The organism is Sulfurimonas sp. HSL-3221, from assembly GCF_021044585.1.
Taxonomy (GTDB): domain Bacteria; phylum Campylobacterota; class Campylobacteria; order Campylobacterales; family Sulfurimonadaceae; genus Thiomicrolovo; species Thiomicrolovo sulfuroxydans.
Genome location: NZ_CP087998.1, coordinates 2315465 through 2339872 on the forward strand (window position 1 = coordinate 2315465; position 24408 = coordinate 2339872).

25 protein-coding genes are annotated in these 24408 nt (G+C 57.6%); all 25 read right to left on the minus strand.

Going from position 1 to position 24408, the window contains the following annotated elements; translation table 11 throughout:
- Nucleotides 1-4 precede the first annotated feature (4 nt).
- The gene (gene nhaA, locus LOH54_RS11800) at nt 5-1195 is read right to left on the minus strand and encodes a Na+/H+ antiporter NhaA (protein ID WP_231019289.1); all 1191 of its coding nucleotides are present in this window, start codon (nt 1193-1195) and stop codon (nt 5-7) included.
- Nucleotides 1185-3137 (minus strand): sensor histidine kinase, encoded by a 1953-nt coding sequence (locus LOH54_RS11805; protein WP_231019290.1) that lies wholly within the window; start codon nt 3135-3137, stop codon nt 1185-1187. The genes nhaA and LOH54_RS11805 overlap by 11 nt, the downstream gene beginning before the upstream one ends.
- Nucleotides 3138-3219: 82 nt before the next feature.
- The gene (tkt, locus tag LOH54_RS11810) at nt 3220-5142 is read right to left on the minus strand and encodes a transketolase (protein WP_231019291.1); all 1923 of its coding nucleotides are present in this window, start codon (nt 5140-5142) and stop codon (nt 3220-3222) included.
- A 191-nt stretch (nt 5143-5333) separates the two neighbouring features.
- Complete coding sequence (locus LOH54_RS11815; RefSeq protein WP_231019294.1) at nt 5334-6179, minus strand: polyprenyl synthetase family protein; 846 nt, start codon at nt 6177-6179, stop codon at nt 5334-5336.
- 66 nt (nt 6180-6245) lie between these two features.
- Nucleotides 6246-6560: a YbaB/EbfC family nucleoid-associated protein gene (locus LOH54_RS11820; protein WP_231019296.1), complete on the minus strand. Its 315-nt coding sequence runs from the start codon at nt 6558-6560 to the stop codon at nt 6246-6248.
- Nucleotides 6560-6925: an aspartate 1-decarboxylase gene (gene panD, locus LOH54_RS11825; protein ID WP_231019297.1), complete on the minus strand. Its 366-nt coding sequence runs from the start codon at nt 6923-6925 to the stop codon at nt 6560-6562. Before panD ends, LOH54_RS11820 begins: the two co-directional genes overlap by 1 nt.
- 7 nt (nt 6926-6932) lie before the next feature.
- Complete coding sequence (locus tag LOH54_RS11830) at nt 6933-7307, minus strand: (2Fe-2S) ferredoxin domain-containing protein (protein WP_231019298.1); 375 nt, start codon at nt 7305-7307, stop codon at nt 6933-6935.
- A 118-nt stretch (nt 7308-7425) separates the two neighbouring features.
- Nucleotides 7426-8052: an Ig-like domain-containing protein gene (locus tag LOH54_RS11835; protein WP_231019299.1), complete on the minus strand. Its 627-nt coding sequence runs from the start codon at nt 8050-8052 to the stop codon at nt 7426-7428.
- 8 nt (nt 8053-8060) lie between these two features.
- On the minus strand, nt 8061-8624 hold the full coding sequence (locus tag LOH54_RS11840; protein WP_231019300.1) for an outer membrane beta-barrel protein: 564 nt from the start codon (nt 8622-8624) through the stop codon (nt 8061-8063).
- 29 nt (nt 8625-8653) lie between these two features.
- The gene (locus LOH54_RS11845) at nt 8654-9949 is read right to left on the minus strand and encodes a UDP-N-acetylmuramoyl-L-alanyl-D-glutamate--2,6-diaminopimelate ligase (protein ID WP_231019301.1); all 1296 of its coding nucleotides are present in this window, start codon (nt 9947-9949) and stop codon (nt 8654-8656) included.
- Nucleotides 9930-10532 (minus strand): hypothetical protein, encoded by a 603-nt coding sequence (locus LOH54_RS11850; protein WP_231019302.1) that lies wholly within the window; start codon nt 10530-10532, stop codon nt 9930-9932. Before LOH54_RS11850 ends, LOH54_RS11845 begins: the two co-directional genes overlap by 20 nt.
- 88 nt (nt 10533-10620) lie before the next feature.
- Entirely contained in the window at nt 10621-10896 is a 276-nt protein-coding gene (locus tag LOH54_RS11855) for a NifU family protein (protein ID WP_231019303.1), read from the minus strand.
- 102 nt (nt 10897-10998) lie between these two features.
- Nucleotides 10999-12225: an aldo/keto reductase gene (locus LOH54_RS11860; RefSeq protein ID WP_231019304.1), complete on the minus strand. Its 1227-nt coding sequence runs from the start codon at nt 12223-12225 to the stop codon at nt 10999-11001.
- A 102-nt stretch (nt 12226-12327) separates the two neighbouring features.
- Nucleotides 12328-14076, minus strand: a complete 1749-nt coding sequence (locus LOH54_RS11865) for an FMN-binding glutamate synthase family protein (protein ID WP_231019305.1) — start codon at nt 14074-14076, stop codon at nt 12328-12330.
- Nucleotides 14077-14514 (minus strand): HvfX family Cu-binding RiPP maturation protein, encoded by a 438-nt coding sequence (locus LOH54_RS11870; protein ID WP_231019307.1) that lies wholly within the window; start codon nt 14512-14514, stop codon nt 14077-14079.
- Between the two features lie 71 nt (nt 14515-14585).
- Nucleotides 14586-16283, minus strand: a complete 1698-nt coding sequence (locus LOH54_RS11875) for a hypothetical protein (protein ID WP_231019308.1) — start codon at nt 16281-16283, stop codon at nt 14586-14588.
- Between the two features lie 179 nt (nt 16284-16462).
- On the minus strand, nt 16463-16813 hold the full coding sequence (rplQ, locus tag LOH54_RS11880) for a 50S ribosomal protein L17 (RefSeq protein WP_231019309.1): 351 nt from the start codon (nt 16811-16813) through the stop codon (nt 16463-16465).
- Nucleotides 16814-16822: 9 nt separating this feature from the next.
- Nucleotides 16823-17815, minus strand: coding sequence for a DNA-directed RNA polymerase subunit alpha (locus LOH54_RS11885; RefSeq protein ID WP_231019310.1), 993 nt, complete (start codon nt 17813-17815; stop codon nt 16823-16825).
- A 21-nt stretch (nt 17816-17836) separates the two neighbouring features.
- Nucleotides 17837-18463, minus strand: coding sequence for a 30S ribosomal protein S4 (rpsD, locus tag LOH54_RS11890; protein ID WP_231019311.1), 627 nt, complete (start codon nt 18461-18463; stop codon nt 17837-17839).
- 11 nt (nt 18464-18474) lie between these two features.
- Complete coding sequence (gene rpsK, locus LOH54_RS11895; RefSeq protein WP_231019312.1) at nt 18475-18867, minus strand: 30S ribosomal protein S11; 393 nt, start codon at nt 18865-18867, stop codon at nt 18475-18477.
- 11 nt (nt 18868-18878) lie between these two features.
- Entirely contained in the window at nt 18879-19241 is a 363-nt protein-coding gene (gene rpsM / locus LOH54_RS11900; protein WP_231019313.1) for a 30S ribosomal protein S13, read from the minus strand.
- 2 nt (nt 19242-19243) lie between these two features.
- A complete protein-coding gene (gene rpmJ, locus LOH54_RS11905; protein ID WP_231019314.1) occupies nt 19244-19357 on the minus strand; it encodes a 50S ribosomal protein L36 in 114 nt (37 codons plus the stop codon).
- Nucleotides 19358-19636: 279 nt separating this feature from the next.
- Nucleotides 19637-20635: an RDD family protein gene (locus LOH54_RS11910; RefSeq protein WP_231019316.1), complete on the minus strand. Its 999-nt coding sequence runs from the start codon at nt 20633-20635 to the stop codon at nt 19637-19639.
- Between the two features lie 233 nt (nt 20636-20868).
- Entirely contained in the window at nt 20869-22575 is a 1707-nt protein-coding gene (locus LOH54_RS11915; RefSeq protein ID WP_231019317.1) for a multiheme c-type cytochrome, read from the minus strand.
- A gap of 143 nt (nt 22576-22718) precedes the next feature.
- Nucleotides 22719-24368, minus strand: a complete 1650-nt coding sequence (locus LOH54_RS11920; protein ID WP_231019318.1) for a hypothetical protein — start codon at nt 24366-24368, stop codon at nt 22719-22721.
- Between the last annotated feature and the right edge of the window lie 40 nt (nt 24369-24408).

Below are 24408 nucleotides of genomic sequence, written 5' to 3' on the forward strand. Positions count from 1 at the left end.
CGCTTCAGCCCTCCGGCGTCTCCTCCTGTTTCGTCTTTTTCAAAACCGCCGAAAGGTAAAGCGCCCCCACGACGCCCGAAACCAGCGACCCCATCAAAATCCCGATCCGCTCGTCAACCAGCGAGAAACAGATCCCTTCGCTGCATTCAAAGGCCAGCGAACCGATAAAAAGACTCATCGTGAAACCGATCCCGCCGAGAATGGCGACCCCGAAAAGCTGCGCGTTCGTCACCCCCTCGGGGAGTTGGCCAAGCCGCAGCGCCACGGCCAGCCGGCTGAAGAGAAAGATACCGATGCTTTTGCCGAAAAAGAGCCCCGCCGCGATGCCGACGGTGACGGAGTGCATGAAGTCGCTTGCGGAAACGCTGCCGAAGCTGACCCCCGTGTTGACGAACGCGAAAAGGGGGAGGATGATGTAATTGACTGGCGCATGCAGGGAGTGCTCCAGGTCGTGGAAGCTCTCCCGGTTGCCGCGCAGGGGGATCAGCAGCCCCAGAACGACCCCCGCGATGGTGGCGTGCACCCCCGATTTCAGCACGGCGGCCCACATGATCAGCCCGATCAGAATGTAAAACGTATTGTTCGTCACACCGCGCAGGTTCATAAACAGCAGGATCAGCGCCATCGTCATCGCCGTGCCGAGTGCGGCCAGGGAGAGACCGTGCCCGTAAAAGAGAGCGATCACGATAATGGCCCCAAGGTCGTCGATGATCGCCAGGGCCAGCAGAAAGACCTTCAGCGCCGGCGGTACCCGGCTGCCCAGCAGTGACAAAATGCCCAGTGCGAACGCGATGTCCGTCGCCATCGGAATCGCCCACCCTTTCATCGCCCCTTCGTCTCCGGCATTCAACATGCCGTAGATCAGGGCCGGGACAAGCATCCCCCCGATGGCGGCGAAGGCCGGCAGCGCGACCTTGGAACGTTCCTGCAGACTCCCCTCCAGCACTTCGCGCTTGATCTCGAGGCCCACCATGAAAAAGAAGACCGCCATCAGGCCGTCGTTGATCCAGAGCAGCAGCGGCTTGGCGATCGCGAATTCGTCGAAACTGATCACGACGGGGATACTGAGGAAATAGCTGTAAAAACTGTGCAGCGGGGAGTTGGCCATCGCCAGCGCCATCACCGTCGAAACGATCAGCAGCACGCCAATCGCGGATTCGCGCTTCAAAAACTGAAGCAGTGTCTCATTTCGCATCATGCTCCTTTTGTGGCAGTTCGAGTATAAAGCAGGCGCCGGCACCACGGTTCTGGACGCTGACGCCCCCGTTCATGCTCTTCTCCATAATCGTCTTGACCATGTAGAGCCCTATCCCCGTTCCCTGGGACTTGAATTTTGTCGTGAAATAGGGGTCGAAGACCCGGTCGATGATGTCGTCGGCCACCCCGCCGCCGTTGTCACAGACGGCCACCATGATCATCGTCCCGCCTGTCTGTACCCGGATGGTGACCTGCGGCTTTTTCGTCCCGTGTTCGAGCATGGCGTCTTTCGCATTGTTCAGAAGATTGAGCATCACCTGGGAAAATTCGTTCTCATGCCCCAATGCCCCCGGCCGTCCGTCGCATTTGAGATCGATGCCGATATTGTAGCGGTTCAGTGTCGGTCTGAAGAGCTCCAGCACCTTTTCGATGGCCCCGCAGATACAGAAATTTTCCCGCGCCCGGTTGGGCATGAAGAAAGTGCGAAAATCGTCAATCGTATGCGTCATGTACTCCATCAGCGTTTCCGACTGCTCCTGGTAGGTCTGCATCTTCTTCTCGTTGAGGTTCCCCAGCTGATATTCAAAGAAGATATTGCTCTGGATCAGGGAGAGCTGGTTGAGGGGCTGCCGCCACTGGTGGGCGATATTCTCGATCATCTCCCCCATGGCTGCCTGCCGCGACTGCAGGATCATGATCCGGTCCTTCTCGCGGAGTTCATCGACCTTGAGGGCGATCTTCGCCTGGAGCTGTTCGTTGAACTCCCGCAGTTTCGCCAGGTGCTCATGTTTCATCATATTGATGCGGTCCGCCAGGGCGAAGGAGAGCAAGATCATCTGGATCAGCGAACCGGCCTGCTGCGTATAGAGCATCACCGGGTGCGTCGGCACCACGCCGAGCTGGTTCAGCGCGACGAGAATGGTCGCCAGCAGAAACACGATCCAGCCGGCGAGGTAGTAGCGGGCGGCGTGGTAGTTGGGCAGTACTTTGATCCCGGCGTAGATCAATACCCAGGGGATGATCGCACTCCACACCGCCGCCGCCGTGACCGCCGTGTGGTAATCAAGCAGCAATACGGAGAGCACCCCAAGGAAGGAGAGGAACTCCGCAAACGCGATGATGCGTTCCGCCTGCGGGGCATAACGTTTCAGTACCAGAAAGTAGCGGGCAAATCGGAACCCGAACATCGCCGAGAAAAAGATGAAAAAGGCCAGGCCGCTGTTCGCCATCCAGACATTGCCCGGCCAGAACCACTCCGGCCCCAATCCGTCGAAATTGAGCTGGAAGAGCATGTAGCTGGCCAAAAAGGCGAGGTAGTTGAAATAGTGGATCTCGCGGACGAAGATGTACAGCACCATGTTGTAAACGAGCAGCAGCAGCATGACCCCGTAAAAGAGTCCGAAAAGCAGGTTGGAAAAGGACTCGTCCCGATACGCTCCCGAAAGCTGCTCAACCGTCAGGGGAATCTGCAGGGCCCCCTGAGTTTTGACCTGAAGAAGATAGGAGGTCGTTCCCTCCGTCAGGGGCAGTTTTTCCCAGAACATACGGCTGGCATAGGCGCGCGGCGCATTCACCGTATCGCCGTCTCGGCTCAGCCGCGTCAAGCCGTCCGTATCAATGCGGTAGAGAGTATATTCGTCAATGTGGGAGTTCCCGATGCTGAGGATCCACTCGGTTTGGTCCCCCACGGGACGGGTGAGCGCGAACTGTATCCAGATGGGCTTCTCGACAAAACCAAAGTTGTAGATGGCGCTCTCTGCCGGTTGGAACCGCGCCGTCTGTTCCAGAATCATTGCGGGCGGAAACGAGGTGTTGGTTTCGATCAGGTACGTGCTGTGGGGGACAATATTGATCGCGCCGCTTTGCGAGGCATCTAGGACGATACCGCCTGCAACGGCATGCAGCGACAGCAGCAATGCGATGAAGATTGTACGGAGCATGCGTCCCTTCCCACGTGATAATAGGGGTTATTATAGGACGAAATGTTAAAAAGGGGGGTAAAGCGCCCGCAGGCGCCGGAAGTTATGAGAGCTGCGCGGTGACAGCGTCTGCAGTAAAGCCGAACTTCTTGAAAAGTTCGCCGGCCGGTGCGCTGGCGCCGAAAGAGTCCATGCCGATCACCGTGTCGGCGAAGCGGTACCACTCCATGCCCCGGGCCGCTTCGATGGCGACGGTCTTCGTTCCCGGCTTGATGATGCCGTCGATATAGGCAGCATCCTGTTCGAGGAAGAGGTCGAAACACGGGACGCTGACCACATTGGCTTTGACACCCTTCGCCGCCAGTTGCGCTTTGACCTCGACGGCCAGCCCGACTTCCGAACCTGACGCCATCAGCGTCATCGTCGCATCGGCCTCCTCGCTCAGCAGGTAACCGCCCTGCGCCGCGCTCCCCTTTGCCGGAGCGTCGAGCAGCGGGAGGTTCTGGCGGGAACAGACAAACGCGGACGGCGCGTCGGTTTTTGCCAGTGCCCACTTCCAGGCCTCAACGTTCTCGTTGCCGTCCGCCGGACGCCAGACATAGAAGTTCGGCAGCGCGCGGAACTGTCCCAGGTGTTCGATCGGCTGGTGCGTCGGTCCGTCTTCGCCGACGCCGATGCTGTCGTGGGTCCAGATAAAGAAATGCTGGATGCCGCTCAACGCCGCGATACGCGCCGCCGGCTTCATGTAATCGCTGAAGACGAAGAAGGTCGCGCTAAAGGGCATCAGCGGGCCGTAAAGCGCCATCGCATTCGTGATCGCCCCCATCGCGTGTTCGCGGATACCGAAGTGGATGTTCTTGCCGCGGGGGAACTCGCCCAGATCTTTCAGTTCGGTTTTGTTGGACGGACCGAGGTCCGCCGAACCGCCGAGGAAACCGGGGATCGCCTTGGCGACAGCGTTGAGGATCTTCCCGTTCGTGCTGCGCGTCGCGTCGGCTTTGTCGAATTCCGGCCACTGGATACGGGTAAAGTCAGGGTTGTTCAGGGCGCCCAGCGCTTCGTTCTGCTCAACGAGCGGCAGGGTGGCAAGGCGGTGTTTCCACTCGCGCTCGGCCAAGTCGCCCGCTTCGACGGCACAGCGGAAACGCGCCAGGACATCTTCGTCGACCTGGAATGCTTCATTGGGGTTAAACCCGCAGTTCGTCTTCGCCTCGCAGATGATCTCCTCGCCCAGTGGTGCGCCGTGGGAGTGGTGGGAGCCTTCCATCTCGCACGCCCCTTTGGCGATCGTCGTATCGGCAATAACGAGCACAGGCTTCATGCGCGTCTTCGCTTCGGTGATGACGGCATCGATCGCCTCGTAGTCGTGGCCGTCCACTTCAAGAACGTCCCACCCCTGCGATTCAAAGCGCTGGGCGACGTTTTCGCTGAGGCTCAGATCCGTAGAACCCTCGATCGTGATACGGTTGGAGTCGTAGATCAGGATCAGGTTGTCGAGCTTGTTGTGTCCGGCGATGGAACACGCCTCGTAGCTGATCCCCTCTTCCAGGTCCCCATCGCCGCAAAGGCAGTAGACGTGGTGGTCGATCACCTTGGCGGTCTCGGAGTTGACCTGGGCGCCGACGTATTTGGAGGCCATCGCGAAACCGACGGCGTTCGCGACACCCTGCCCCAGCGGGCCGGTCGTGATCTCGATCCCTTCGGTGTGACCGTACTCAGGGTGGCCCGGCGTCTTGGAATCAAGCTGGCGGAACTGTTTGAGGTCCTCGATCTCGAGCCCGTAGCCCCAAAGGTAGTAGAGCGAATAGATCAGGCCCGTCGCATGGCCGCCGGAGAAGACGAGGCGGTCGCGGTTGAGCCACTTCGGGTTCTTGGGGTTGTGGTTGAGGTGCTCGGAAAGCACGACGGCGATGTCCGCAAGACCCATCGGGGCACCCGGGTGGCCGGAGTTCGCCTTCTGGACCATGTCGGCCGCAAGGAAACGGATCGTATTCGCCATTTTGGCGCGCATCGTATTGTCGCTCATTGTCATCCTTGTTGAATTCATTTATGTCGATTAATATAGCTCAACGTTTATCTACTTTACACGTCACCGGAGCTCGGCCCCGGCAACTACGCTGACGCTGTGTCCGCTGTCCTCACTAGCGCTGCGAAATTCCGCTACGCTACATCGGCAGCGGGCCCTCGCGCAGATAAACCGCGCTGACTTTGCATATGTCACTTATGCCGATTGATGTAATGCAAAAGCATCGGTGAGAGTTCGTCATACAAACGCTCATCGAAACTTTTAAGCCGTTCGGTCAGATCGTCGGCCAGTTTGTCGGCCTCCGCCATGGCACCGTCGAGGCCCAGAAGGGTCACGAAGCTGTTCTTCGCCTCGTCGTTGTTCGTCGTTTTTCCCGCCTCTTCGCTTGTCTGGGTCACGTCGAGGATGTCGTCCTGGATCTGGAAGAGCAGCCCCAGGTCGATCCCGAAACCGTACAGCGGCGCTTCGAGGGCCTTCTGGCCGGCAATGACCGCTCCCATCTGCAGGGCGCACGCGATCAGCTTCGCCGTTTTGTTCGTGTGCAGGAACTTCACCTCGTCAAGGGCGAGCTTCGTATGCTCGAAGGTGCAGTCGATCGCCTGCCCGAGCACCATCCCGTCGCTGCCGCCGTTCTTGGCGAGCAGGTTGATCAGTTTCACCCGTGTCCGGTCCGAAAAAGGCGCCTCGGAGAGCACTTCGAACGCATGGGTGTTGAGGGCGTCGCCGACCAGGATCGCCGTCACCTCGTCGTAGCGGGTGTGCAGGGTCGGGAAGCCGCGGCGCAGGTCCGCGTCGTCCATCGCCGGCAGGTCGTCGTGGATCAGCGAATAGGTGTGCAGCATCTCGATGGCCAGCGCTGCATGGTTGGCCGCCTCGATCAGCAGCGGGTTGAAAGAGCGTACTACCCCCAGCAGCAGCGCCGGGCGGAAGCGCTTGCCTCCGGCGGTCAGCATCAGCGAGAGGGCGGTGTCATAGTGGGGGTGAAAACTCTCCGCACGGGGCAGATTGTCCTGTAAAAAGCGTTCAAACTCTTCCATACGTCTTCCGTGCGGTTTAATAGCGAAATGGTAACATGATTTTATACAAAGGGAGGTTATGCCGGGTCAGTTGCCGGCGAAGGGGTTCATGCCGCCGAGCATCCCCATTGCGGAGTGTTTTTTATTGTCTTCGACCATCTTGACCGCGTCGTTGATGGCCGCGATCAGCAGGATCTGCAGCGAGGCTTTGTCCTCGAGCAGCGAATCGTCGATCTCAAGGTCGACGGCTTCCCCCTTGCCGTTCATCTCGAGCCGTACCATGCCCCCGCCCGTTTTGACGGTGAAGGTCCGTTCGGCAAGTTCCGCTTCGAATTCGGCGGCCTTCGCCTGCATTTCTTCGAGCATTTTGCCCATCTCGCCGAAGTTCATTTTGTCAAACATCAGATCTCGTGCAGTACATCCGTGATGCCGTTGTCGTCGTCAACGAGGACGACAGTCGGCTTGTAGGTTTCCAACTCACGCTCTTCATACGTCGCATAGGCGACGATGATGACCTTATCCCCTTTGTGCACCTTGCGCGCCGCCGCCCCGTTGAGGCAGATGTCGCGTTTGCCGCGTTCACCGAGGATAATGTAGGTTGAGAAACGCTCACCGTTGTTGATATTGAGGATCTCCACTTTCTGGCCGACCCGCATGGCGGAGGCTTCGAGGAGTTCCTCGTCAATCGTGATGGAACCGACGTAGTTGAGGTTCGCATCCGTGACGGTGGCACGGTGAATTTTGCTGTAAAGCATTTCGATCGTCATGTATGTTTTATCTTCCCATCTGCTTCTGCATTGCTTCCGGCGAGATCGGTGCGTCCCACAGTTCGTCCGGAATAATGTATTCTGCGACCGGCGTCCCTCCGATGATGTGTTCATCGATGATGCGGTCGATCTTGTCTTTGGTCAAACCGTAATACATAAAGTGACCCGGTTCGACCAGCATGACCGGTCCGGCATTACAGCGGTTCAGACACGCTGTACGTACCGGTTGTACAGTCGCAATTATACCCTTTTGCATCAAAGTCCCTGCTAAATGCTGGAAAAGGTCCTGTGTCTGCGGGTTCACGCATGACGGTTTCGGCATTCCCGGGGGAGAGGATTGCTCGCATTTGAAAATATAAAAAGCCGGCTGTGGTACACCCATGGTATTCTCCGTTTCGAATAGAATTTGAAAAAACTCGCGTATTATAGCCAACGGTCAAGCCGGCCGAATTTAGCGAAAAAGTTAGTGGGAAGGCTTAAGACAACGCCAATAGCGCTGCTTACGGCGTGACGGAGACCGTCAGCGATGCGTTGACGTCGTAGCGCGTCACGTTGATATCGAGGGTGCCATTGGCATCCCCCGTGTAGAGGGTACCGTTCTGCTCCAGGGTCGCATTGCTCTCCCCGGCGTTGCCCAGGATCCATGTCATGCTCTCGGTCACATCCAGCGTCGTGTTATCATCAAAAGTTCCCAGCGCCTGGAGTTGCAACGTCTGTTCCTGCGAAAGGTTTGTATCGTTATTCTCGATGGAGAGGGTAACCGACGTGAGAGCATGGACATGGACGACGGCCGTGTCGAAGAACTGCTTGTAACTGCCCGTGATCTCCACGTCTCCGCCGAATTCGCCGCCGCTCAGCAGCCCCGGACTGCTCGCCGCATCTGTTGTACTGAAAAAGGCGATGGAGCTGTTTGATTCGCTCCACTCGACGAACTCTGTCGCGTTGCTGTCCGGTACGCCGTTCGTATAGGACGCTACGGCGCTCATCTGCACTTTCTGGGTGGCATAGAACGTCGTGGCATTCGCCTCCACGGCAAGCGAAGCGATGTCGCCGGCAAGCGGGGTGTTGCTGTTCTCCCCGCACCCCGACAGCAGCAGTAGCGTCCCCAAAAGAATCCCTCTATACATGCCCTCTCCTAAAAACGGTAGTTGATGCCGATGTACGGCTCAAAGATCGACGACGTCGTCTCCGTCTGGTTGCTGATCATATCGAGGTCCTCCCAGCTTTTCGCCCGGTAGATCACGGAGGCTTCAAGGTCGAACCCGGCCCCCAGGGGAAGGTAGCCCCCCAGCCCGGCGAAGAAGCTGCCCGAACTCACCGACTTCGTCACCGTACGGCGCACCTCGAGCTCTCCGGTGCCAAACCCCAGTTTGAAGAAGGGGTAGACGCCCCACTCGAAATCGAAAGCCTTGATCAGGCTGATATCGAAATAGACGTAATCGCTGTCGCGCTCGGAGAAAATGTTCTTATCGTAACGGCCGTAGCCCAGGTCCAGTTCGATCGCGTAGGAGCTGATGCTTCCGTACCCGAGTTTGAACTGGGCACCCTGCAGCGTTGCCGACGTTTTACGGTCGGACGTTCCGGGGTTCTTGACACGGAAATTTTCGCTCCCCGCAATCCCTCCGAGGCCGACATGCAGCGTTGCTTCGGCATGCAGCACCCCGAGGCACAGCGCCATAATGACAATAAACCGTTTCACCCTACCGCCTTTTTTAACCGTAATGATAGTCAAACCTCACTTAACAGAGAACGAATGACCTCCCGATCGTCAAAAGGGAACTGCTTGTCGTAGATGATCTGATACTGTTCGTCGCCCTTGCCGAGCACGACGACAACCTCGTCGCCGCTGCGTGCACTCAGCGCCATGGCGATCGCCGCTTTGCGGTTCGGTTCGACCACGGCCTTCTCCGGATAGGTCATGCCGCCCAGGATGTCTGCAATGATCGCATCGGGATCCTCGCTGCGGGGGTTGTCGCTGGTGACAAAGACCTTTTTGGCGAGGTTCTCCGCCACCCGTCCCATCAGCGGACGTTTGGAGCGGTCGCGGTCGCCCCCCGCCCCGAAGACGACCAGCATCTCCTTCTCTTTGAGGGCATTGAGGACCTGCGCCATACCGTCGGGGGTGTGGGCAAAATCGACGATGACCAAAGGAGATTCGCTCACCACTTCCATCCGCCCGCTCACCCCGGCAAAACCGCCGACCGCGTCGCACACCGCTTCGAGATCGTCGCCGGTGACGAGATGGGCCGCCGCCACGGCTGCGGTGAGGTTGTAGACGTTGAAGAAGCCGTGCATCGGGCTGTGGAAGGTGTGGATCTTGCCGAAGTGCTGCACGACGGCGCTGATGCCGTCATTGAGCGAATAGGCCACCACTTTGTAGGTCGCCGGGTTCTCGGCCCCGTAGGTAAAGGTGTTCTTGATGTTGAAATCCGCTTTCGCCTCGTCCTTGTTGATCAGTTTCTTCCCTTCGTCGGCGAAAAAGCTGTTCTTGACGCGGACGTACTCCTCGAGCGTCTCATGGTAGTCGAGATGGTCCTGGGTGATATTGGTGAGGATCTTCAGGGCGAAGTCGATCCCCTCTGCCCGCGCCTGGACAATCGCATGGGAGCTCACTTCCATGACGAAGTACTCGCATCCCGCCGCGACGGCCTGGTAGATGTGGCGATAGGTCTCCAGCAGCGTCGGTGTCGTCAGACTTTTGCCCTCCACGACGGTGTCGTTCATGAAAAAACCGCGGGTCCCCTGCATCGCCGCTTTGTGACCCAGGTCCAGCAGGATGGAGTAGATGGCGCTCGCCGTCGTCGTCTTGCCGTTGGTGCCGGTAATCCCGATCACGTTGATACGGTCAAGTCCGAAGAGGGGAGCAACGTCGGCGGGGGAGATAATAGAGTGGGCGCCGCGCGCCTTGGCATCGTCAAGGTAGCGGCGGTTGAGACCCGTAAGGACGAATGCTGTCTCACTGTCGCACTCCGAGGAGTTTTCCGTTACAAAACGGAACGGTTGATCAGGAAGCGCTATCTTCAACCGGTCGGCTCTTCAGAATGTCGCGCAGCAGGGCACGCAGTTGATCGTCGTTGGGGTACATGGAGAGGGCCGTCTCGATGTAATTCATCGCCATTTTGTGGTATCCGTGGCGGTTGAGCTGGCTGAGGAAGTCGATGAACTCCTCTTTTTCGGTAATAAGCACCCGTGTGGAGAACATGATGTTCTCGAAAATCGTTTTAAAATCGCCCTGCTCTTTGACCAGCTGACGGAAATCGTCGTAGAGAATCCCGTCTTCGTAATCCAGGCGGTGGCGCAGCGGCTCGGAAAAGAGGGAGGTGAGCTGCTCCACCGTGCCGTCCATCGTCTGCAGGATCTCGGAGATGACCGTGTCGGCCTGTTCCGCATCCTCTTCGCGTAGCACTTCATAGTAATCGAACAGCGCTTCTGCCGCCTCTTCGCCACTCATCGCCATTTCGGCGAGGATCGCTCCGTTAAAGGCCTCTTTGGACTCGGGATAATCCTGGAGCACCTGCGCATATTGACGCAATGCCTCCTCATAGTTTTCCTGATTGAAACTTTCGTTAGCAAGGGCAAGCGTTTTATATTTGTTGACTGGTTTCATGCTCTTCCTTCTTTCAAAAATCGTATGCATTTCTCTCTCTAAGAGATAATCTATTATAACGTATTTTTTATTATCTCTCGGCGGACGCTCACATGGCGTCCATCTGGTTTTCCATACCCATCGGCAGATTGACGACAGAGAGCTCGGGATGGATATCCATGCGCAACTGGCGTTCGACACCGTATTTTAGGGTATTGCCCGAACTGCCGCATCCGACGCAGGCTCCGCCGAGCTGTACGTAGACGACGCCGTTCTTAACGCCCAGCAGTTTGATATCACCGCCGTCCAGCGCCAAAGAGGGGCGGACCTTTTCGATGACGTTCTTTACCGGATCGTACAGTTCTTCATCTGTAAACGGAATCATATATGATTGTCCTTTTTTCGACACCTGTCGACATTTTGATGATCATAAAATAGGAAAAATGCGCTTAACAAGTCATAAAGTTAACAAGGAGATGCCGATCCCTCAGCCTGCGGGAAAGGCCTCCAGTGCCTGGGCGACATAGCGCGGTTTGCGCATCCCCAGCAACACGACGTCGATTTCCGGCCGCGCCAGCAAAAACGCCAGCGCACACTCCTGCAGCGGACGGTCACACGCCTCCAGCTGCGCACCGACCGCCTCGCGCACTTTCAGACTGCACTCATGGGCGACGGCGGCGGCGTAGGAGTCCAGGAAGAGCACCAGCTGCTGCGCCAATGCACCGCGTTCGGCCTCGCCGAGTTTTTCAAGCACCTGCCGGATGTGCGGCAACACCTGTCCATAGAGGAACGACTCGTATTCGCCGACCCAGCCGAATCGGTGTTTAACCCCGTCGAGCTGGTGGACCAGGTTCCGCAACGATGCCAGCGCCTCATGTTCACAGAGCTGTAGCAGTTCGTTGAGATGCGCTTCGTATGTCGGTGACGGAGGATACTCCGCCAGCCGGAACATCTGCTGCCCGTGTTGGGCGTTCAGGGGACGGTTCGTCAATACCCGAAGCCCGTGTTCCCTGGCCCATGCCGCGCACTTAAGCCCCTCCGTCTCCAGCAGGTTGACCGGCAGCTGCACCGTTGTAAAGTGGTTCTGAGTATTGCCCGCGCTTTCCGCGGCATGGATTGCCAGGGCTACCAGATCCTCGTAGGGGAGGAACTCCGGGTCTGTCGCTGCCTTCGCGAAGCTGTTCGAACTGACGCCGTAACCGTCGATCTTTCCGGTGGCCGCGGCTTTTTCAAGCGCGACAAAGGCCCGGTAGATACGGTCGTTCATCTCATCGAGCACTTCGCTACGCTCCCGCCCTCTATTGAGGGCATCCAGCAGGAAATATTCCGGATTGTGGATCAGATAGCACTCCAGCGAGGCGGCCTGCAGCCGTTCCAGCGAACGCTCCAGCTGGTCCCACATGAAATCGGGATGGATGCAGTGAAAAACGTGTGGGGCGTATTCGACGACCTCCTCGAACTGCTCCCCCGCTTCCAGCCGCGCCATCGTACTCCCCTGGATATAGCCGAATTTGCTGACGATCTGCACCTTCTCCCGCGCGTCGTCCTCCATAAAACGCAGCGCCTTTGCGATCGCGCGTTCCGCCCCGCCGTCCATGTAGTTGGTCGAGGTGTCGATGACCCTGACGCCCGAAGTGACCGCCATCCGCAGCGCCTCGATATGTTCGGGGTTTTCGTCGCTGACACGGTAGGTGCCGAAACCGATCTCCGCCATCTCTTCTCCCTTAGCGGCATCCGACGCTCCCCATAACGGGAGAGGCGATGCCCATGCTTTTCATAACCGAAGCATGCCATAGCCCCCTTTAGCCTTTCCTGCCTATCCGGTGACGGCCGCCTCAAAATAGGCATCGACGTTCCGATTCCGTCCGCCATCGCCGTCTCTCACGCTCAGCCGTGTATGGTCGAGCTCTTCGCGCGTTCGAACGCCCATCACGGCCATCAGCCCCCGGATCCCCTCGAGCATATGACGGTGGTAATTGGCCACCCGGTGCGCCTTCTGCTCGATGAGGAAGGAGGCCCGCTTTTTCCGGTCCTGGGTCGCCAGCCCCACCGGGCAGTGTCGCCCGTTGGCCCCCGAACACTCCCGGGCGCGGATGCAGCCTGCCGTCATCATAAAGGCCCGCGCAATGCCAACATAGTCCGCACCGAGGGCCAGCAGCAGGGTCGCGTCATCCGGCGTCAGCACCTTTTCGCTGGCAATGATCTTCACCTTCTCACGGGCACCGATCCGTTTCAGGTCCCGATCGACGACGTAGAGCGCCTTGTGCAGGGTCATCCCGACGCTCATCATCATTGCCAGCGGCGCGGCGCCGCTGCCCCCGTCCGCGCCGTCAACGGTAATAAAATCGGGATAGGCATCGGAGCCCGCCGCGAGCCGCACCTCGATGAGTGCCGCATACGCTGCGAATGCCTCGGCCGAAGCCAATACGATCTTGATCCCGACCGGTTTCTCAGACAGCCGCTTGAGTTCTCCGACGAAATCGAAGAGCTCCTCGAGCGTATGGGCATAGGGGAAACGGTTTGGGCTAAAGATGTCTTTATAGGGCTCTACCCCGCGGTAGTAGGCGATCGCATCGGTCACTTTTTCCGCCAGGAGCTTCCCTCCCGTCTGTTTCGCCCCCTGGGCGAGCTTGATCTCCGTCATCCGGCAAAAACGCATCACCTTGCAGTACCGTTCGGGATCGAATTCCCCCTCATCATCCCGCACTCCGTACAGGCCGCTCCCCATCTGGAAAATAATATCGGGCAGGTCCCCCGGCACGGTCTCGGGGAACGCCTCCATCGGTGCTTTCCAGTCGATACGGTAACAGTTCAGTGATACGGGGTCGAAAAGATAGGTCTCTTCCTCCTTCGGCGCAAGGATCATATGGCGGTAGACCCGCTCGGCAATGGCCGGATTGACGAGCAGGCGCATGATCCGGTAGACGCTGCGGGCAAACAGCGTTCCCCTCTCCGCCTCCATGTAGCCGCAGTTTTTCGGATCAAAACGGTGCGTCATCAGAAAGTTCGACGTCAGCGATCCCTCTCCCGTATTGATAGGGAAATTGCCCAGAAACGCTCCCCAGGCGAACGCCTTCGTCCCCTCCGGTGAGATGGCGCCGTCGCTCATCGCCGAGCGCCCCACCACCGACGCCGCGGTAAAGGGGAAACGAACACCGCTGCCGAAGGTCACGTTGAAGTGTTCCTCCACCTCCTCTTTGTTCAGGACCACATTGGCATTTTTGAGCGTCAGACGTGTACCGTGCAGCGGCTGCCCCGGTGAGAAGGAAGAGACGAGCCCCTTGTTCTCCGCCGCGTTATAGACCCATTTGACCTTATCGAAGGAATCGAAAAAGTTTTCATCCCCGAAATATTGCCGCATGGGATCGCGCAGGGCATAGAAAACGTAACGCAGCCGTCCGACCAGGGGGTAGTTGATAAGCAGCTGGTTTTCGCGCTGGATATAGCGGTCATAGACCAGTGTCACCAGAGCCAGCAGCAGCAACACCGCACCGCTGCCCTGCAACAGGAAGGCCATGATGGGGAAGGAGTATTCACCGTGGATGAAATCAAGAAGCTGATCCATCTAATTTCCTTTGAAAATCAGGTGGTCCAGGCTGTATTTTCCAGGGCCATGGCTGAGAAAGAGACCGAGGAAGATGAAATAATAGAGCGGGATCTCGAACCCGTTTTTGCTGCACTCGAAACCGTTAGGAAGGTGCACCGTCAGGATCGCCGTCACCATGATGATCATCAGCGGCACGGCAATGAGGCGGGTCAGCAGCCCCAAGGCCAGCAGGACGACACCCGCCACTTCGACGGAGGAGACGAGGTAGGCCGTAAAGAGCGGGAACGGGTACCCCAGTACCCCGAACCACTCCGCCGTCGCTTCGATCGCCTCCCATTTGAGGTGGGCCGCCTCCGTGAAACCGACTGCGACCGCCAGACGGGCAGCGAGCAGAAAAAGGCTGCCGCCGTATTCGCCCAGCCGCGAAAACTCGCCATAGAACTTACCAAACCGCATAAGCGCTCCTTTGATAGGCTGCTGGTTCATTGTAGCGCAAAGCGGGGAAAAGGCAAAGCAGACAGGGCGTACTACCCTCCGGTCGGTCCATCATGGCAGTCGTAGCAACCGACCGCATCGCCTGCCTTGTAATAGACTTTATCCGATCCGAACGTCCGCTCGGAGAAAGCCCTGGAGAGGAAGCTTCCCCGGTAATCGCTGCCGTGGCAAGCCGTGCACTGCGTCGCATTGCTGTCGGCGACCGGCCCGTGCTGCATGATCCATTCGCGCCCGATATTATGCATGCCGTGGGGACCGCCGGCATCGGTCCGGGGCATCGTGTCATGGCAGGCCGTACATTCGGCGATGGTGCCCTCGTGCCCCTGGACCGTGAGGCTCTGGATGTTATCCTCCGTATGCGCACTCGGGTAGATGGCGTGGGTCGAACCGTGGCAGGCCGAACACTGCATGTCGCCGTGGCCCGCGCTGAAGCGGTAGAGGCTTACCCCCGACGCCGGCGTGTTCGGGTTCGTCGCAAAACGGGTATCGAGCGCCGCACGCAGCCTCCCCGTCTGCATATCCGTCACCGCCGTCTCATACCGCTTGCCGTCCTGGTGGCAGGCCTGGCAGTTGGGCTCTTCGAGCCAGCCGTTGCGGCCGTGTGTTCCGACGGCGCTCATGCTGCCGTGACAGCTCTGGCACTGGATATTGCTCTGCTTGCCCATCGCGCCGCGCAGACACTTCGTCGCCGCACCCGGGTGGCAGCGGTAGCAGGCGTCCCGGTTTGTCGAGCTGTCCAGCGTCATGCCGTTGGTCGGGTCCTTGACCCTTCCATGCAGACCATGGATCACCTCCGTCAGCGGTTTGACACCGTCAACCCCCGTCCCCGGCAGGGCGTTGCTGCTATGGCAGGTGGCACAAAGAACGGGATTGCCGTTTTTCGCCGTCGTATAGAGCCCGGTGTCGTCATACCCTTTGTAACCGGCCGCCTGCAATGCCGACTGGTGCTCCGACACTGCCGTAGGGAACTTCTCGTCGTGCAGTCGCAGGATGTTCCATTTGAAATCCTTCTCCGCATCGGTGTCGAACTCCCACCCCCCTACGGGGCGCGCCGCCGATGTGCCACTCACTGATCCGTGACAGGCCCGGCAATCCATCTCGTCACTGACCGGCAGCACGACCGTCGTTGTTGCCAAAACAATGCCCGTACTATCTTTAGCCGCCACCTTGACCATCGGGTAGTAGTTCTTGCTGCCGTCGTCATTGTAGGGTGTCAGCGGCAACCCCGTCGCCTCCCACCACTGCATCGCACCGTTATAGCTGAGGTTGTGTGCTGCCAGCTCCGGGGTGTGGTTTCCCGTCAGACCTGTATCGGGGTCCGGATGGGCGTTGAACAGTACGCCGACGAAATCCCAGAAATTGGTTTTGGCTTGATTATGGCTGTTATAGAGACTGGTCGTATTGTATTTGCCGTCCAGCGACGCGATGGCGCTGTAGGTGATCGTAACCCCGGTTGTGACGTGTTTTCCCGACGTCCCCGCCTTTTGGATCAGTTGGGCGTTCAGGTTGTTATAGGGCGGCAGGATGGAAAAGACGGAAAAATCCTTCCCGTCCATACAGTGCATCCCCAGGTCGTTCCACGCCAGCAGTGTGTAATCACCGCTGTTCCCGACACCCGAGGCGGCGATCGCCGCTGCTGCATCCGCCTCGTTCGTGCTGCCGCTTCCCCCGCCGCAGCCGATCAATAGCAGTGCCATTCCCGCTGCAGCGATCTCTTTTGCGTATCGCATAGTTTCTCCTGCTCTCAGAAATGCGCTGATTATATGAGGGGTTCATGAAGATTTGGCCTATGTTTTGAAACCGTTTTGTTACAGAACAGGCAATACAGGGCATGCCTGACAGGTATCTATGAAGTCAAATGGAGTTTGGATGCTTTATGTGTGGGAGGGTTCTTCCCGGGAGGGGAAGATTATACGAGCTCGATGAAAGCCATCGGCGAAGCGTCGCCGCGGCGTGTACGAGTTTTGATGATGCGGGTGTAACCGCCGTTGCGCTCTTTGTATTCCGGTGCAACTTCGTTCATCAGTTTTTTGACCGCTTCTTTGCTCTGCAGGGAAGCGAAGACGGCGCGGTGCGCGTTGGAGTCACCTTTGCGTGCCGTCGTGATCAGCTTCTCAACGTAAGAGCGGAGCTCTTTCGCTTTTGGCAGCGTCGTTTCGATTTTTCCGTTTTCGATCAACGCAATGCTCATGTTTTTCAGCAGGGCGGCGCGGTGTGCGCTCGTACGACCGAGCTTGCGGTATCCGTGACGATGTCTCATGACAGTTCCTTATTCAGATTCAATTTTCTTTTTCAGTACGCTGATCGTTTCATCGCTCATCTCCTGACCGACCTGGAAGCCGGCTTCTTCGAGCTTTTCAACGATCTCGTCATACGATTTTTTGCCAAGGTTCTTGACGTTTTTAAGGTCATTCTGGCTCATCAGGACGATTTCACCGATGTACTTCAGGTCGGCGCGATCCAGGCAGTTGAAGCTGCGTGCGGAGAGGCCGAGCTCTTCAATCGGTGCCGTCAGCTTGCCGATCTCTTCGGACGCTTCGGCGCGTTCGATCGTTGCCGGTGACTGGATGCTGATCTCGCTGCTGAAGACCGCCATCTGCGCATGCATGACGTTCAGGGCGTTGCGGAAAGCATCCAGCGGGCTGATCTGACCGTCGGTGACGATGTTCAGGACAACCTTCTCAAAGTTCGGGTTGTCTTCGACGAGGACATTCTGGATCGCGTAGGTCGCTTTGCGGACCGGCGTAAAGAACGCGTCGAGGGCGATGTAGCCCTCTTCGATTTCGTCGCGGATATCTTCGCTCGGGACGTAACCGATCCCCTGGAAGATCTTCAGCGAGAAGTTCAGCGTCGCATCTTCGTTGAGCGTCGCGAGGAAAGCGTCCGGTGTGACAACGTCAACGTCGTCATTGATCAGGTCGCTTCCTTTGATCTCGCACGGTCCGACGAAGCTGTAATCGATCGTCGCCTCTTTGGCATCGTTTTTCAGTTTGAAACGAATGCTTTTGAGGTTGATGATGAAGTCAGAAATATCTTCGAGCATACCGCGCACGGAGTCGAACTCGTGCTTGGCGCCCTCGATCTTGATCGCGATCGGCGCATAGCCTACCGAGCTGCTCAGCAGGAACCGGCGCAGCGGGTGCGCCAGTGAAACCGCATAGCCTGTCTCGAACGGATAGGCAATGACATTCGCTTCGGTATCGCTGATCTGCTCGACGACGAACTCTTCGGGCAGAAGCGGAGCTGTTTTGATCTTTTTCATAAAGCGCCTTTCGATTAAAGATTATTTCGAGTAAAGCTCGACGATGAAACGTTCTTCCACTGGAATAACAACTTCTTCACGCTCCGGCAGGCGGGTAAAGATCCCGAACTTCTTCTCGCCGTCGACGTCGACCCACGGAGCCATACCTGTCTGGTTGGTCAGTTCGATCGCGCGGACAACTTGAACGTTGTTCTTGCTCTTTTCGCGGATTTCAACCTTCTGGCCCGGTTTGACGCGGTAAGAAGGGATATCGACACGTTTGCCGTCAACCAGGATGTGACCATGGGTAACGAACTGGCGTGCGAAACGGCGTGTAGACGCGAATCCCATGCGGTAAACGACGTTGTCAAGACGCTGCTCGAGCAGGGTGACAAGGTTGTAACCTGTGTTGCCTTCACGACGCTTTGCTTCGGCGAAAAGTGAACGCATCTGCTTCTCGGAGATGCCGTACATGAATTTCGCTTTCTGCTTCTCGTTGAGCTGCGTACCATACTCGGATACTTTCTTGCGGCGCTGGCCGTGCTGACCCGGCGCGTAAGGACGTTTGTCGAGAGCGGATTTGCCTGCCAGGCGACGCTCGCCCTTCATGTTGAGGCTGACGCCGAATCTTCTTTCGATCTTTTCTACTGGACCTCTGTATCTTGCCATCTATAGCCCCCTTACACTCTACGACGTTTCGGCGCGCGGCAACCGTTATGCGGCAGCGGAGTAACGTCTTTCATGAACGTGACGCGAACACCTTCGATCGCACCAACGGATTTCACTGCTGTTTCACGGCCGGAACCCGGACCCTGAACCTTGATACCGACCTCTTTGATGCCGTGTACCATTGCTTTTTCCATAGCGGCTTCTACCGCCTGCTGCGCTGCGAACGGAGTGGACTTCTTGGAACCTTTGAAACCAAGGCTGCCAGCAGAACTCCAAGCGATCATGTTACCCATCTCATCGGTAACGGTAACGAGCGTGTTGTTGAAAGATGCAGAAATATGCACGATACCGCGTGCAATGTTCTTCTTGACAACTTTTTTACGAGTTACTTTACGTTTAGCCATTCAATCGCTCCTTACGCTGCGCCGACAGTACGACGCTTCCCTTTGCGGGTACGTGCGTTTGTCTTCGTTTTCTGACCGCGGCAAGGCAGTCCCTTACGGTGGCGGAGACCGCGGTAGTTACCGAGGTCCATCAGGCCTTTGATGTCCATTGCGACTTGTTTGCGCAGGTCACCCTCAACCATGTATTTTTCACGGATCTCTTTTGTGATGACCGCGACGTCGTCTTCGGAGAGCTCATAGACACGCTTGTTGTAATCGATGCCAGTCGCATCGAGGATCAGGCGTGACGTGTGAAGGCCGATACCATAGATGTAGGTCAGGCCGTACTCGACGCGTTTTTTCTTAGGAAGGTCTACACCAGCAATACGTGCCATGTTTATCCTTGTCTCTGTTTATGTTTAGGGTTCTTACAGATTACTCTGACGATCCCTTTGCGCTTGATGACTTTACAGTCATCACACATCTTCTTGACGGAAGAACGTACTTTCATTGTATGCCCTTGGTTGGTTTAATTGGAACACTCTCCCCACCCGGGGAAAATGGGTTCAGCCGCATTCCGCCGTGCGGAAACGGCCCACGATAACCAGCGATTCGCTTTACGCGTTTTAGGCGGGACTTTTACCCTGCCAATACTTGCAGCTGCCTTGTCAAAAAACAGATGTAAATACTCAACGCTTTGTGTTTAAAACGGTAAAGTGGACGCGTATATTACTTAAAAAAAGCTGAATGTATTATTAAGAATACCGGTAAATTCACTCCACAGGGACGGCTACTGTTCCCTGCCGTAGCGCAACGCCCTCTGCAGCGCGCGGTCATTTTTCGCCAACGTCTGGATCGACACCCCCTGCTTATCTCTAGCCCGCGTATCCGCACCTTTGAAGACCAGGACCTTGACCATCTCAACATGCTTCTGCTGCACAGCACAAAAAAGCGGTGTCCGCCCTTCATCATCCCTGGCGTTGACATCCGCTCCCCTCACGATCAGGCGCATCACTTTGTAATCGTCGTCTGTTGTCCCTTTGACCAGGGCAAAGAGCTGCTGCGTCACATCCGAACCATGTCCAGCGGAAGCACTTACCGGTACGGGCGCCGACTGTGCCCCGCTGAACTCCATATGCGATTCGTAACGGATACGGTATGTCACATTCGCGTCATGCATGTTCATTCCCCTGTGCATAGCTCCTGTCTGTAGCCTCCCAGATATATTCGGCTGCGACAACGAGACTATTTTTCCCATCTGCGACAACAGACTCCCTGCCGCACTGGCAAAAAAAAGCATGCCGCCTATACTGGAAAGAAGCGTCACGATGAAAAAGAGGGTTGCAATGTTCCTGGCGCTCCGGTAACTACCTGTGCTCTCGCTATCCAGATCGAGTACGGAACTTCCGACCGCCATGTCATGCAATGCATGCCGCTTTTTCGAAAAGAATATAACAACAAGCGGCAGGACGAAGAGAAAGGAGAATCCTTTGATGATCTCGCGGATAAACGCCCTTAAAAAACCGATACGCCCACCGTCAGGGCCGACAATCCGCAGCCCCAGCGCCAGCTTTCCGACGGTCCCCTGATAAGCCGAGGCATGCATCAGCGGCATATAAAGCAGCGCGGCGATCGAAAGGGTCACAGCGAGTACGATCGACATCCCGGAAGACTCGAACCCGAAGAGAAGAGGAAACGCAAAGAAAAGACCGAAAAAGGCGTTTAGAACGATCATATCGATCCAATACGCCAAAAACCGGTTCCAAACAGATACATAGCGCTGCTCCATGCATTTCCCCTCCGCTAAAAATGTGTAGATTCTAACAAAAATAACTTCAATTTCTTTATGCCGAAACGGTATCTGTGATCTCTGCGAACCGGCACTATATCGCCTGACGGTCAAGCAGAATCCAGAACGTCATCTCCGGATGTCCTATCCGTCCGAATATTGTCAATGTGGGCTTGGTGATGGGGTGTTGTGAGAAAGGGGGTGCCGGTGAGGCACCCTTTGTCGCGGAGGGATCAATCCCCGCCGGGACCGTTGTGGCAGTCGTAGCAGCTGACCGCGTGACCGGCGGGGAAGGTCTTCGTCCCACCCTCGGTGCTGAAGCTGCGCGCCGAGAAGGTCTTGGAGAGGAAACTGCCGCGGTAATCGCTGCCGTGGCAGACAGCGCACTGTGCGCGGTTGCCTTCGGCGGCATGCTCATGCGCACCCACCCAATACTGTCCGACGCTGTGCATGCCGTGCGGACCGCCGCTGGTCGTTGCCGGTACCGTCTCATGGCAGGCCGTACATTCGGCAATCGTCCCCGCATGCCCCTGTACGGCAATACTCTGAAGGTTATCCTCGGTATGCGAGCTCGGGTAGATGGCATGGGTCGAGCCGTGGCAGGCCGAACACTGCATCTCGCCGTGACCCGCGCTGAAACGGTAAAGGCTGATGCCCGCCGCCGGCGTATTGGCATTGGTCGCGAAACGGGTGTCGAGCGCTGCACGTAGCGTCCCCGTCTGCATATCCGTCACCGCCGTGTCGTAGCGCATGCCGTTTTGGTGGCACGCCTGGCAGTTAGGCTCTTCCAGCCAACCGACCCTGCCGTGCTGTCCGACGGCGTTCATACTGCCGTGACAGCTCTGGCACTGGATACTGCTGATCTTGCCCATGGCCCCGCGCAGACACTTCGTCGTCGCGCCCGGGTGGCAGCGGTAACAGGCGTCGCGGTTCGTCGAGCTGTTCAGCGGCTGGCCGTTCACCGGATCTTTGACCTCGGCATGCAGGGAGTGCAGCGCCTCGGTCAGCGGTTTCGTCCCGCTCACCCCTGCTGTCCCCAGGGCATTGGTACTGTGGCAGGTGGCGCAGAGCACCGGGTTGCCGTTCTTGGCCGTCGTATAGAGCCCCGCATCGTCATAAGACATGTAACCCGCAGCCTGTAGTTCCGCCTGGTGCGCGCTCACCGCCGTCGGATGCTCCTCATCGTGCAGCCGCAAAATATTCCATTTGAAATCCTTTTCCGGATCGGCATCGTTCTCCCATCCGGATGAAGGCATCGCCTCGCTATAACCGCTAGCCGAACCGTGGCAGGCGCGGCAGTCCATCTCGTCGCTGACCGGCAGCACGACTCTTGTCGTCGCCAGGACGTTCCCCGATCCGTCCTTTGCGACCACGTCCACCATAGGATAGTAGTTCTTGCTGCCGTCATCGTTGTACGGTGTGATCGGTAGCCCCGTCGCTTCCCACCAATTTTCCCCTGCATTGTAATGCAGCGTATGCTCGGTCATCTCCGGCGTATGGTAGCCCGTCAGTCCGACATCCGGAGCAGGGTTCGCAAGAAAGAGTGTGCCCACGTAGTCCCAGAAGTTCGTCTTGAGATTGTTGCGATCGTCATAGACGCTCGTCGTATTGTATTGCCCGTCCAGCGACGGTGCTGCTGCATAGGTGATTGTGACCCCCGAGGTCACATGCTTTTCGCCGCCGTCAGCTTTCATGATCAACTGCGCATTGAGCGTATTGTAGGGCGGCAGGATCGAAAAGACCGAAAAGTCCTTCCCGTCCATGCAGTGCATCCCCAGATCGTTCCAGGCCAGGAGCGTATAAGCGGCCGTCTTCGTACCGCCACTTCCGCCTATGCCTTTTTTGCCTCTGTGCCCATCGCCTTTCGCATTGGCCCCCGTTGCCACAGCGCAGGCCAAAGCCACGCACACGACACCGGCAAGTACTCTTTTGCCTTTCATACTATACTCCTTATACAAAAGTGGGGAATATTATGAAAAAAAGTTATGAAGATTGGATGAAGATTTCTCAGAAAGGAGTGGCCAGAATGGTTACAAATCTATGAGAGGAGACCGACACGGGCGGCACCTCTCTGAGTGAAAGATCAATCCCCTCCGGGACCGTTGTGGCAGTCGTAGCAGCTGACCTCGTGGCCGGCGGCGAATGTCTTCGTTCCCCGCTCGGTGCTGAAACTGCGGGCCGAGAAGGTCTTGGAAAGGAAACTGCCGCGGTAGTCGCTGCCGTGGCAGACGGTACACTGGGCACGGTTCCTTTCGGCGACGCCTTCATGCGCGCTCACCCAATACTGGCCGACGCTGTGCATACCGTGCGGCCCTTCAGCCGTTGTCTTCGGCATCGTGTCATGGCAAGCCGTACATTCGGCGATGGTGCCCTCGTGCCCCTGTACCGCGATGCTCTGAAGATTATCCTCCGTATGCGCACTCGGATAGATGGCGTGGGTCGAACCGTGGCAGGCCGAACACTGCATGTCCCCGTGGCCCGCGCTGAAGCGGTAGAGGCTTACCCCAGACGCCGGCGTGTTCTGGTTCGTCGCAAAACGGGTATCGAGCGCCGCACGCAGCGTCCCCGTCTGCATATCCGTCACCGCTGTTTCATACCGCTTCCCATCCTGGTGGCAGGCCTGGCAGTTTGGCTCTTCCAGCCAGCCGTTGCGGCCATGCGTTCCGACGGCGCTCATGCTGCCATGACAGCTCTGGCACTGAATGTTCGCCTGTTTGCCCATCGCACCGCGCAGACACTTCGTCGCCGCCCCCGGGTGGCAGCGGTAGCAGGCGTCCCGGTTCGTCGAGCTGTTCAGGCTCAACCCGTTCACCGGATCTTTGACCTCGGCATGCAGGGAGTGCAGCGCCTCGGTCAGCGGTTTCGTCCCGCTCACACCCGCCGTCCCCAGCGCGTTGGTGCTGTGGCAGGTGGCGCAGAGCACTGGGTTGTTGTTCTGCGCCGTCGCCTCCAGGCCGGCACTGTCATATCCGTTATAGCCGGCCGCTTGCAGTTCGGACTGATGCGCGCTGACTGCCGTCGGATGCTCCTGGTCGTGCAGCCGCAGAATATTCCATTTGTAATCTTTCTCCGGGTCGGCGTCGTTGGCCCAGCCTGCATTCGGCATTGCCGCCGTATAACCGCTTGTCGAACCGTGGCAGGCGCGGCAGTCCATCTCGTCGCTGACCGGCAGCACGACCTTGGTCGTCGCCAACACGTTCCCCGACGCATCCTTCGCCGTCACATCCACCATCGGATAGTAGTTCTTGCTCCCGTCGTCGTTATAGGGGGTAATAGGGAGGCCCGTCGCCTCCCACCACTGCTCCGCCGCGTTATAACTCAGTGTATGTCCGGTCAATTCAGGGGTATGATTGCCCGTTACTCCCGTGTCCGGTGCGGGTGTCGCGTTGAAAAGTGCTCCCACATAATCCCAGAAGTTCGTCTTCAGGTCATTACTGTCGGTATAGACGCTCGTCGTATTGTACTTCCCGTCCAGCGACGGGGCGGCGGTATAGGTAATCGTCACCCCGCCTGTCACATGCTTATCGGATGTCCCCGCCCGCTTGATCAGCTGGGCGTTCAGATTGTTATAAGGCGGCAGGATGGAGAAGACGGAAAAATCCTTTCCGTCCATGCAGTGCATCCCCAGATCGTTCCAGGCCAGTAGCGTGTAATCGGCCACCGTACCGTTCCAGGTCGTTCCTCCTCCGCTGATATCACCGACGACCTCACTATCGCCCTCGGTTGTCGCCATCTGGCATCCTCCCAGCCAAACGGCTGCGATAACTACACTC

What these genes read in the sequence shown, in the direction of transcription:
- nhaA (WP_231019289.1), bottom strand. Translation starts at nt 1,195, where the DNA reads ATGCGAAATGAGACACTGCTTCAGTTTTTGAAGCGCGAATCCGCGATT.
- LOH54_RS11805 (WP_231019290.1), bottom strand. Translation starts at nt 3,137, where the DNA reads ATGCTCCGTACAATCTTCATCGCATTGCTGCTGTCGCTGCATGCCGTT.
- tkt (WP_231019291.1), bottom strand. Translation starts at nt 5,142, where the DNA reads ATGAGCGACAATACGATGCGCGCCAAAATGGCGAATACGATCCGTTTC.
- LOH54_RS11815 (WP_231019294.1), bottom strand. Translation starts at nt 6,179, where the DNA reads ATGGAAGAGTTTGAACGCTTTTTACAGGACAATCTGCCCCGTGCGGAG.
- LOH54_RS11820 (WP_231019296.1), bottom strand. Translation starts at nt 6,560, where the DNA reads ATGTTTGACAAAATGAACTTCGGCGAGATGGGCAAAATGCTCGAAGAA.
- panD (WP_231019297.1), bottom strand. Translation starts at nt 6,925, where the DNA reads ATGACGATCGAAATGCTTTACAGCAAAATTCACCGTGCCACCGTCACG.
- LOH54_RS11830 (WP_231019298.1), bottom strand. Translation starts at nt 7,307, where the DNA reads ATGGGTGTACCACAGCCGGCTTTTTATATTTTCAAATGCGAGCAATCC.
- LOH54_RS11835 (WP_231019299.1), bottom strand. Translation starts at nt 8,052, where the DNA reads ATGTATAGAGGGATTCTTTTGGGGACGCTACTGCTGCTGTCGGGGTGC.
- LOH54_RS11850 (WP_231019302.1), bottom strand. Translation starts at nt 10,532, where the DNA reads ATGAAACCAGTCAACAAATATAAAACGCTTGCCCTTGCTAACGAAAGT.
- LOH54_RS11855 (WP_231019303.1), bottom strand. Translation starts at nt 10,896, where the DNA reads ATGATTCCGTTTACAGATGAAGAACTGTACGATCCGGTAAAGAACGTC.
- LOH54_RS11860 (WP_231019304.1), bottom strand. Translation starts at nt 12,225, where the DNA reads ATGGCGGAGATCGGTTTCGGCACCTACCGTGTCAGCGACGAAAACCCC.
- LOH54_RS11865 (WP_231019305.1), bottom strand. Translation starts at nt 14,076, where the DNA reads ATGGATCAGCTTCTTGATTTCATCCACGGTGAATACTCCTTCCCCATC.
- LOH54_RS11870 (WP_231019307.1), bottom strand. Translation starts at nt 14,514, where the DNA reads ATGCGGTTTGGTAAGTTCTATGGCGAGTTTTCGCGGCTGGGCGAATAC.
- LOH54_RS11875 (WP_231019308.1), bottom strand. Translation starts at nt 16,283, where the DNA reads ATGCGATACGCAAAAGAGATCGCTGCAGCGGGAATGGCACTGCTATTG.
- rplQ (WP_231019309.1), bottom strand. Translation starts at nt 16,813, where the DNA reads ATGAGACATCGTCACGGATACCGCAAGCTCGGTCGTACGAGCGCACAC.
- LOH54_RS11885 (WP_231019310.1), bottom strand. Translation starts at nt 17,815, where the DNA reads ATGAAAAAGATCAAAACAGCTCCGCTTCTGCCCGAAGAGTTCGTCGTC.
- rpsD (WP_231019311.1), bottom strand. Translation starts at nt 18,463, where the DNA reads ATGGCAAGATACAGAGGTCCAGTAGAAAAGATCGAAAGAAGATTCGGC.
- rpsK (WP_231019312.1), bottom strand. Translation starts at nt 18,867, where the DNA reads ATGGCTAAACGTAAAGTAACTCGTAAAAAAGTTGTCAAGAAGAACATT.
- rpsM (WP_231019313.1), bottom strand. Translation starts at nt 19,241, where the DNA reads ATGGCACGTATTGCTGGTGTAGACCTTCCTAAGAAAAAACGCGTCGAG.
- rpmJ (WP_231019314.1), bottom strand. Translation starts at nt 19,357, where the DNA reads ATGAAAGTACGTTCTTCCGTCAAGAAGATGTGTGATGACTGTAAAGTC.
- LOH54_RS11910 (WP_231019316.1), bottom strand. Translation starts at nt 20,635, where the DNA reads ATGGAGCAGCGCTATGTATCTGTTTGGAACCGGTTTTTGGCGTATTGG.
- LOH54_RS11915 (WP_231019317.1), bottom strand. Translation starts at nt 22,575, where the DNA reads ATGAAAGGCAAAAGAGTACTTGCCGGTGTCGTGTGCGTGGCTTTGGCC.
- LOH54_RS11920 (WP_231019318.1), bottom strand. Translation starts at nt 24,368, where the DNA reads ATGGCGACAACCGAGGGCGATAGTGAGGTCGTCGGTGATATCAGCGGA.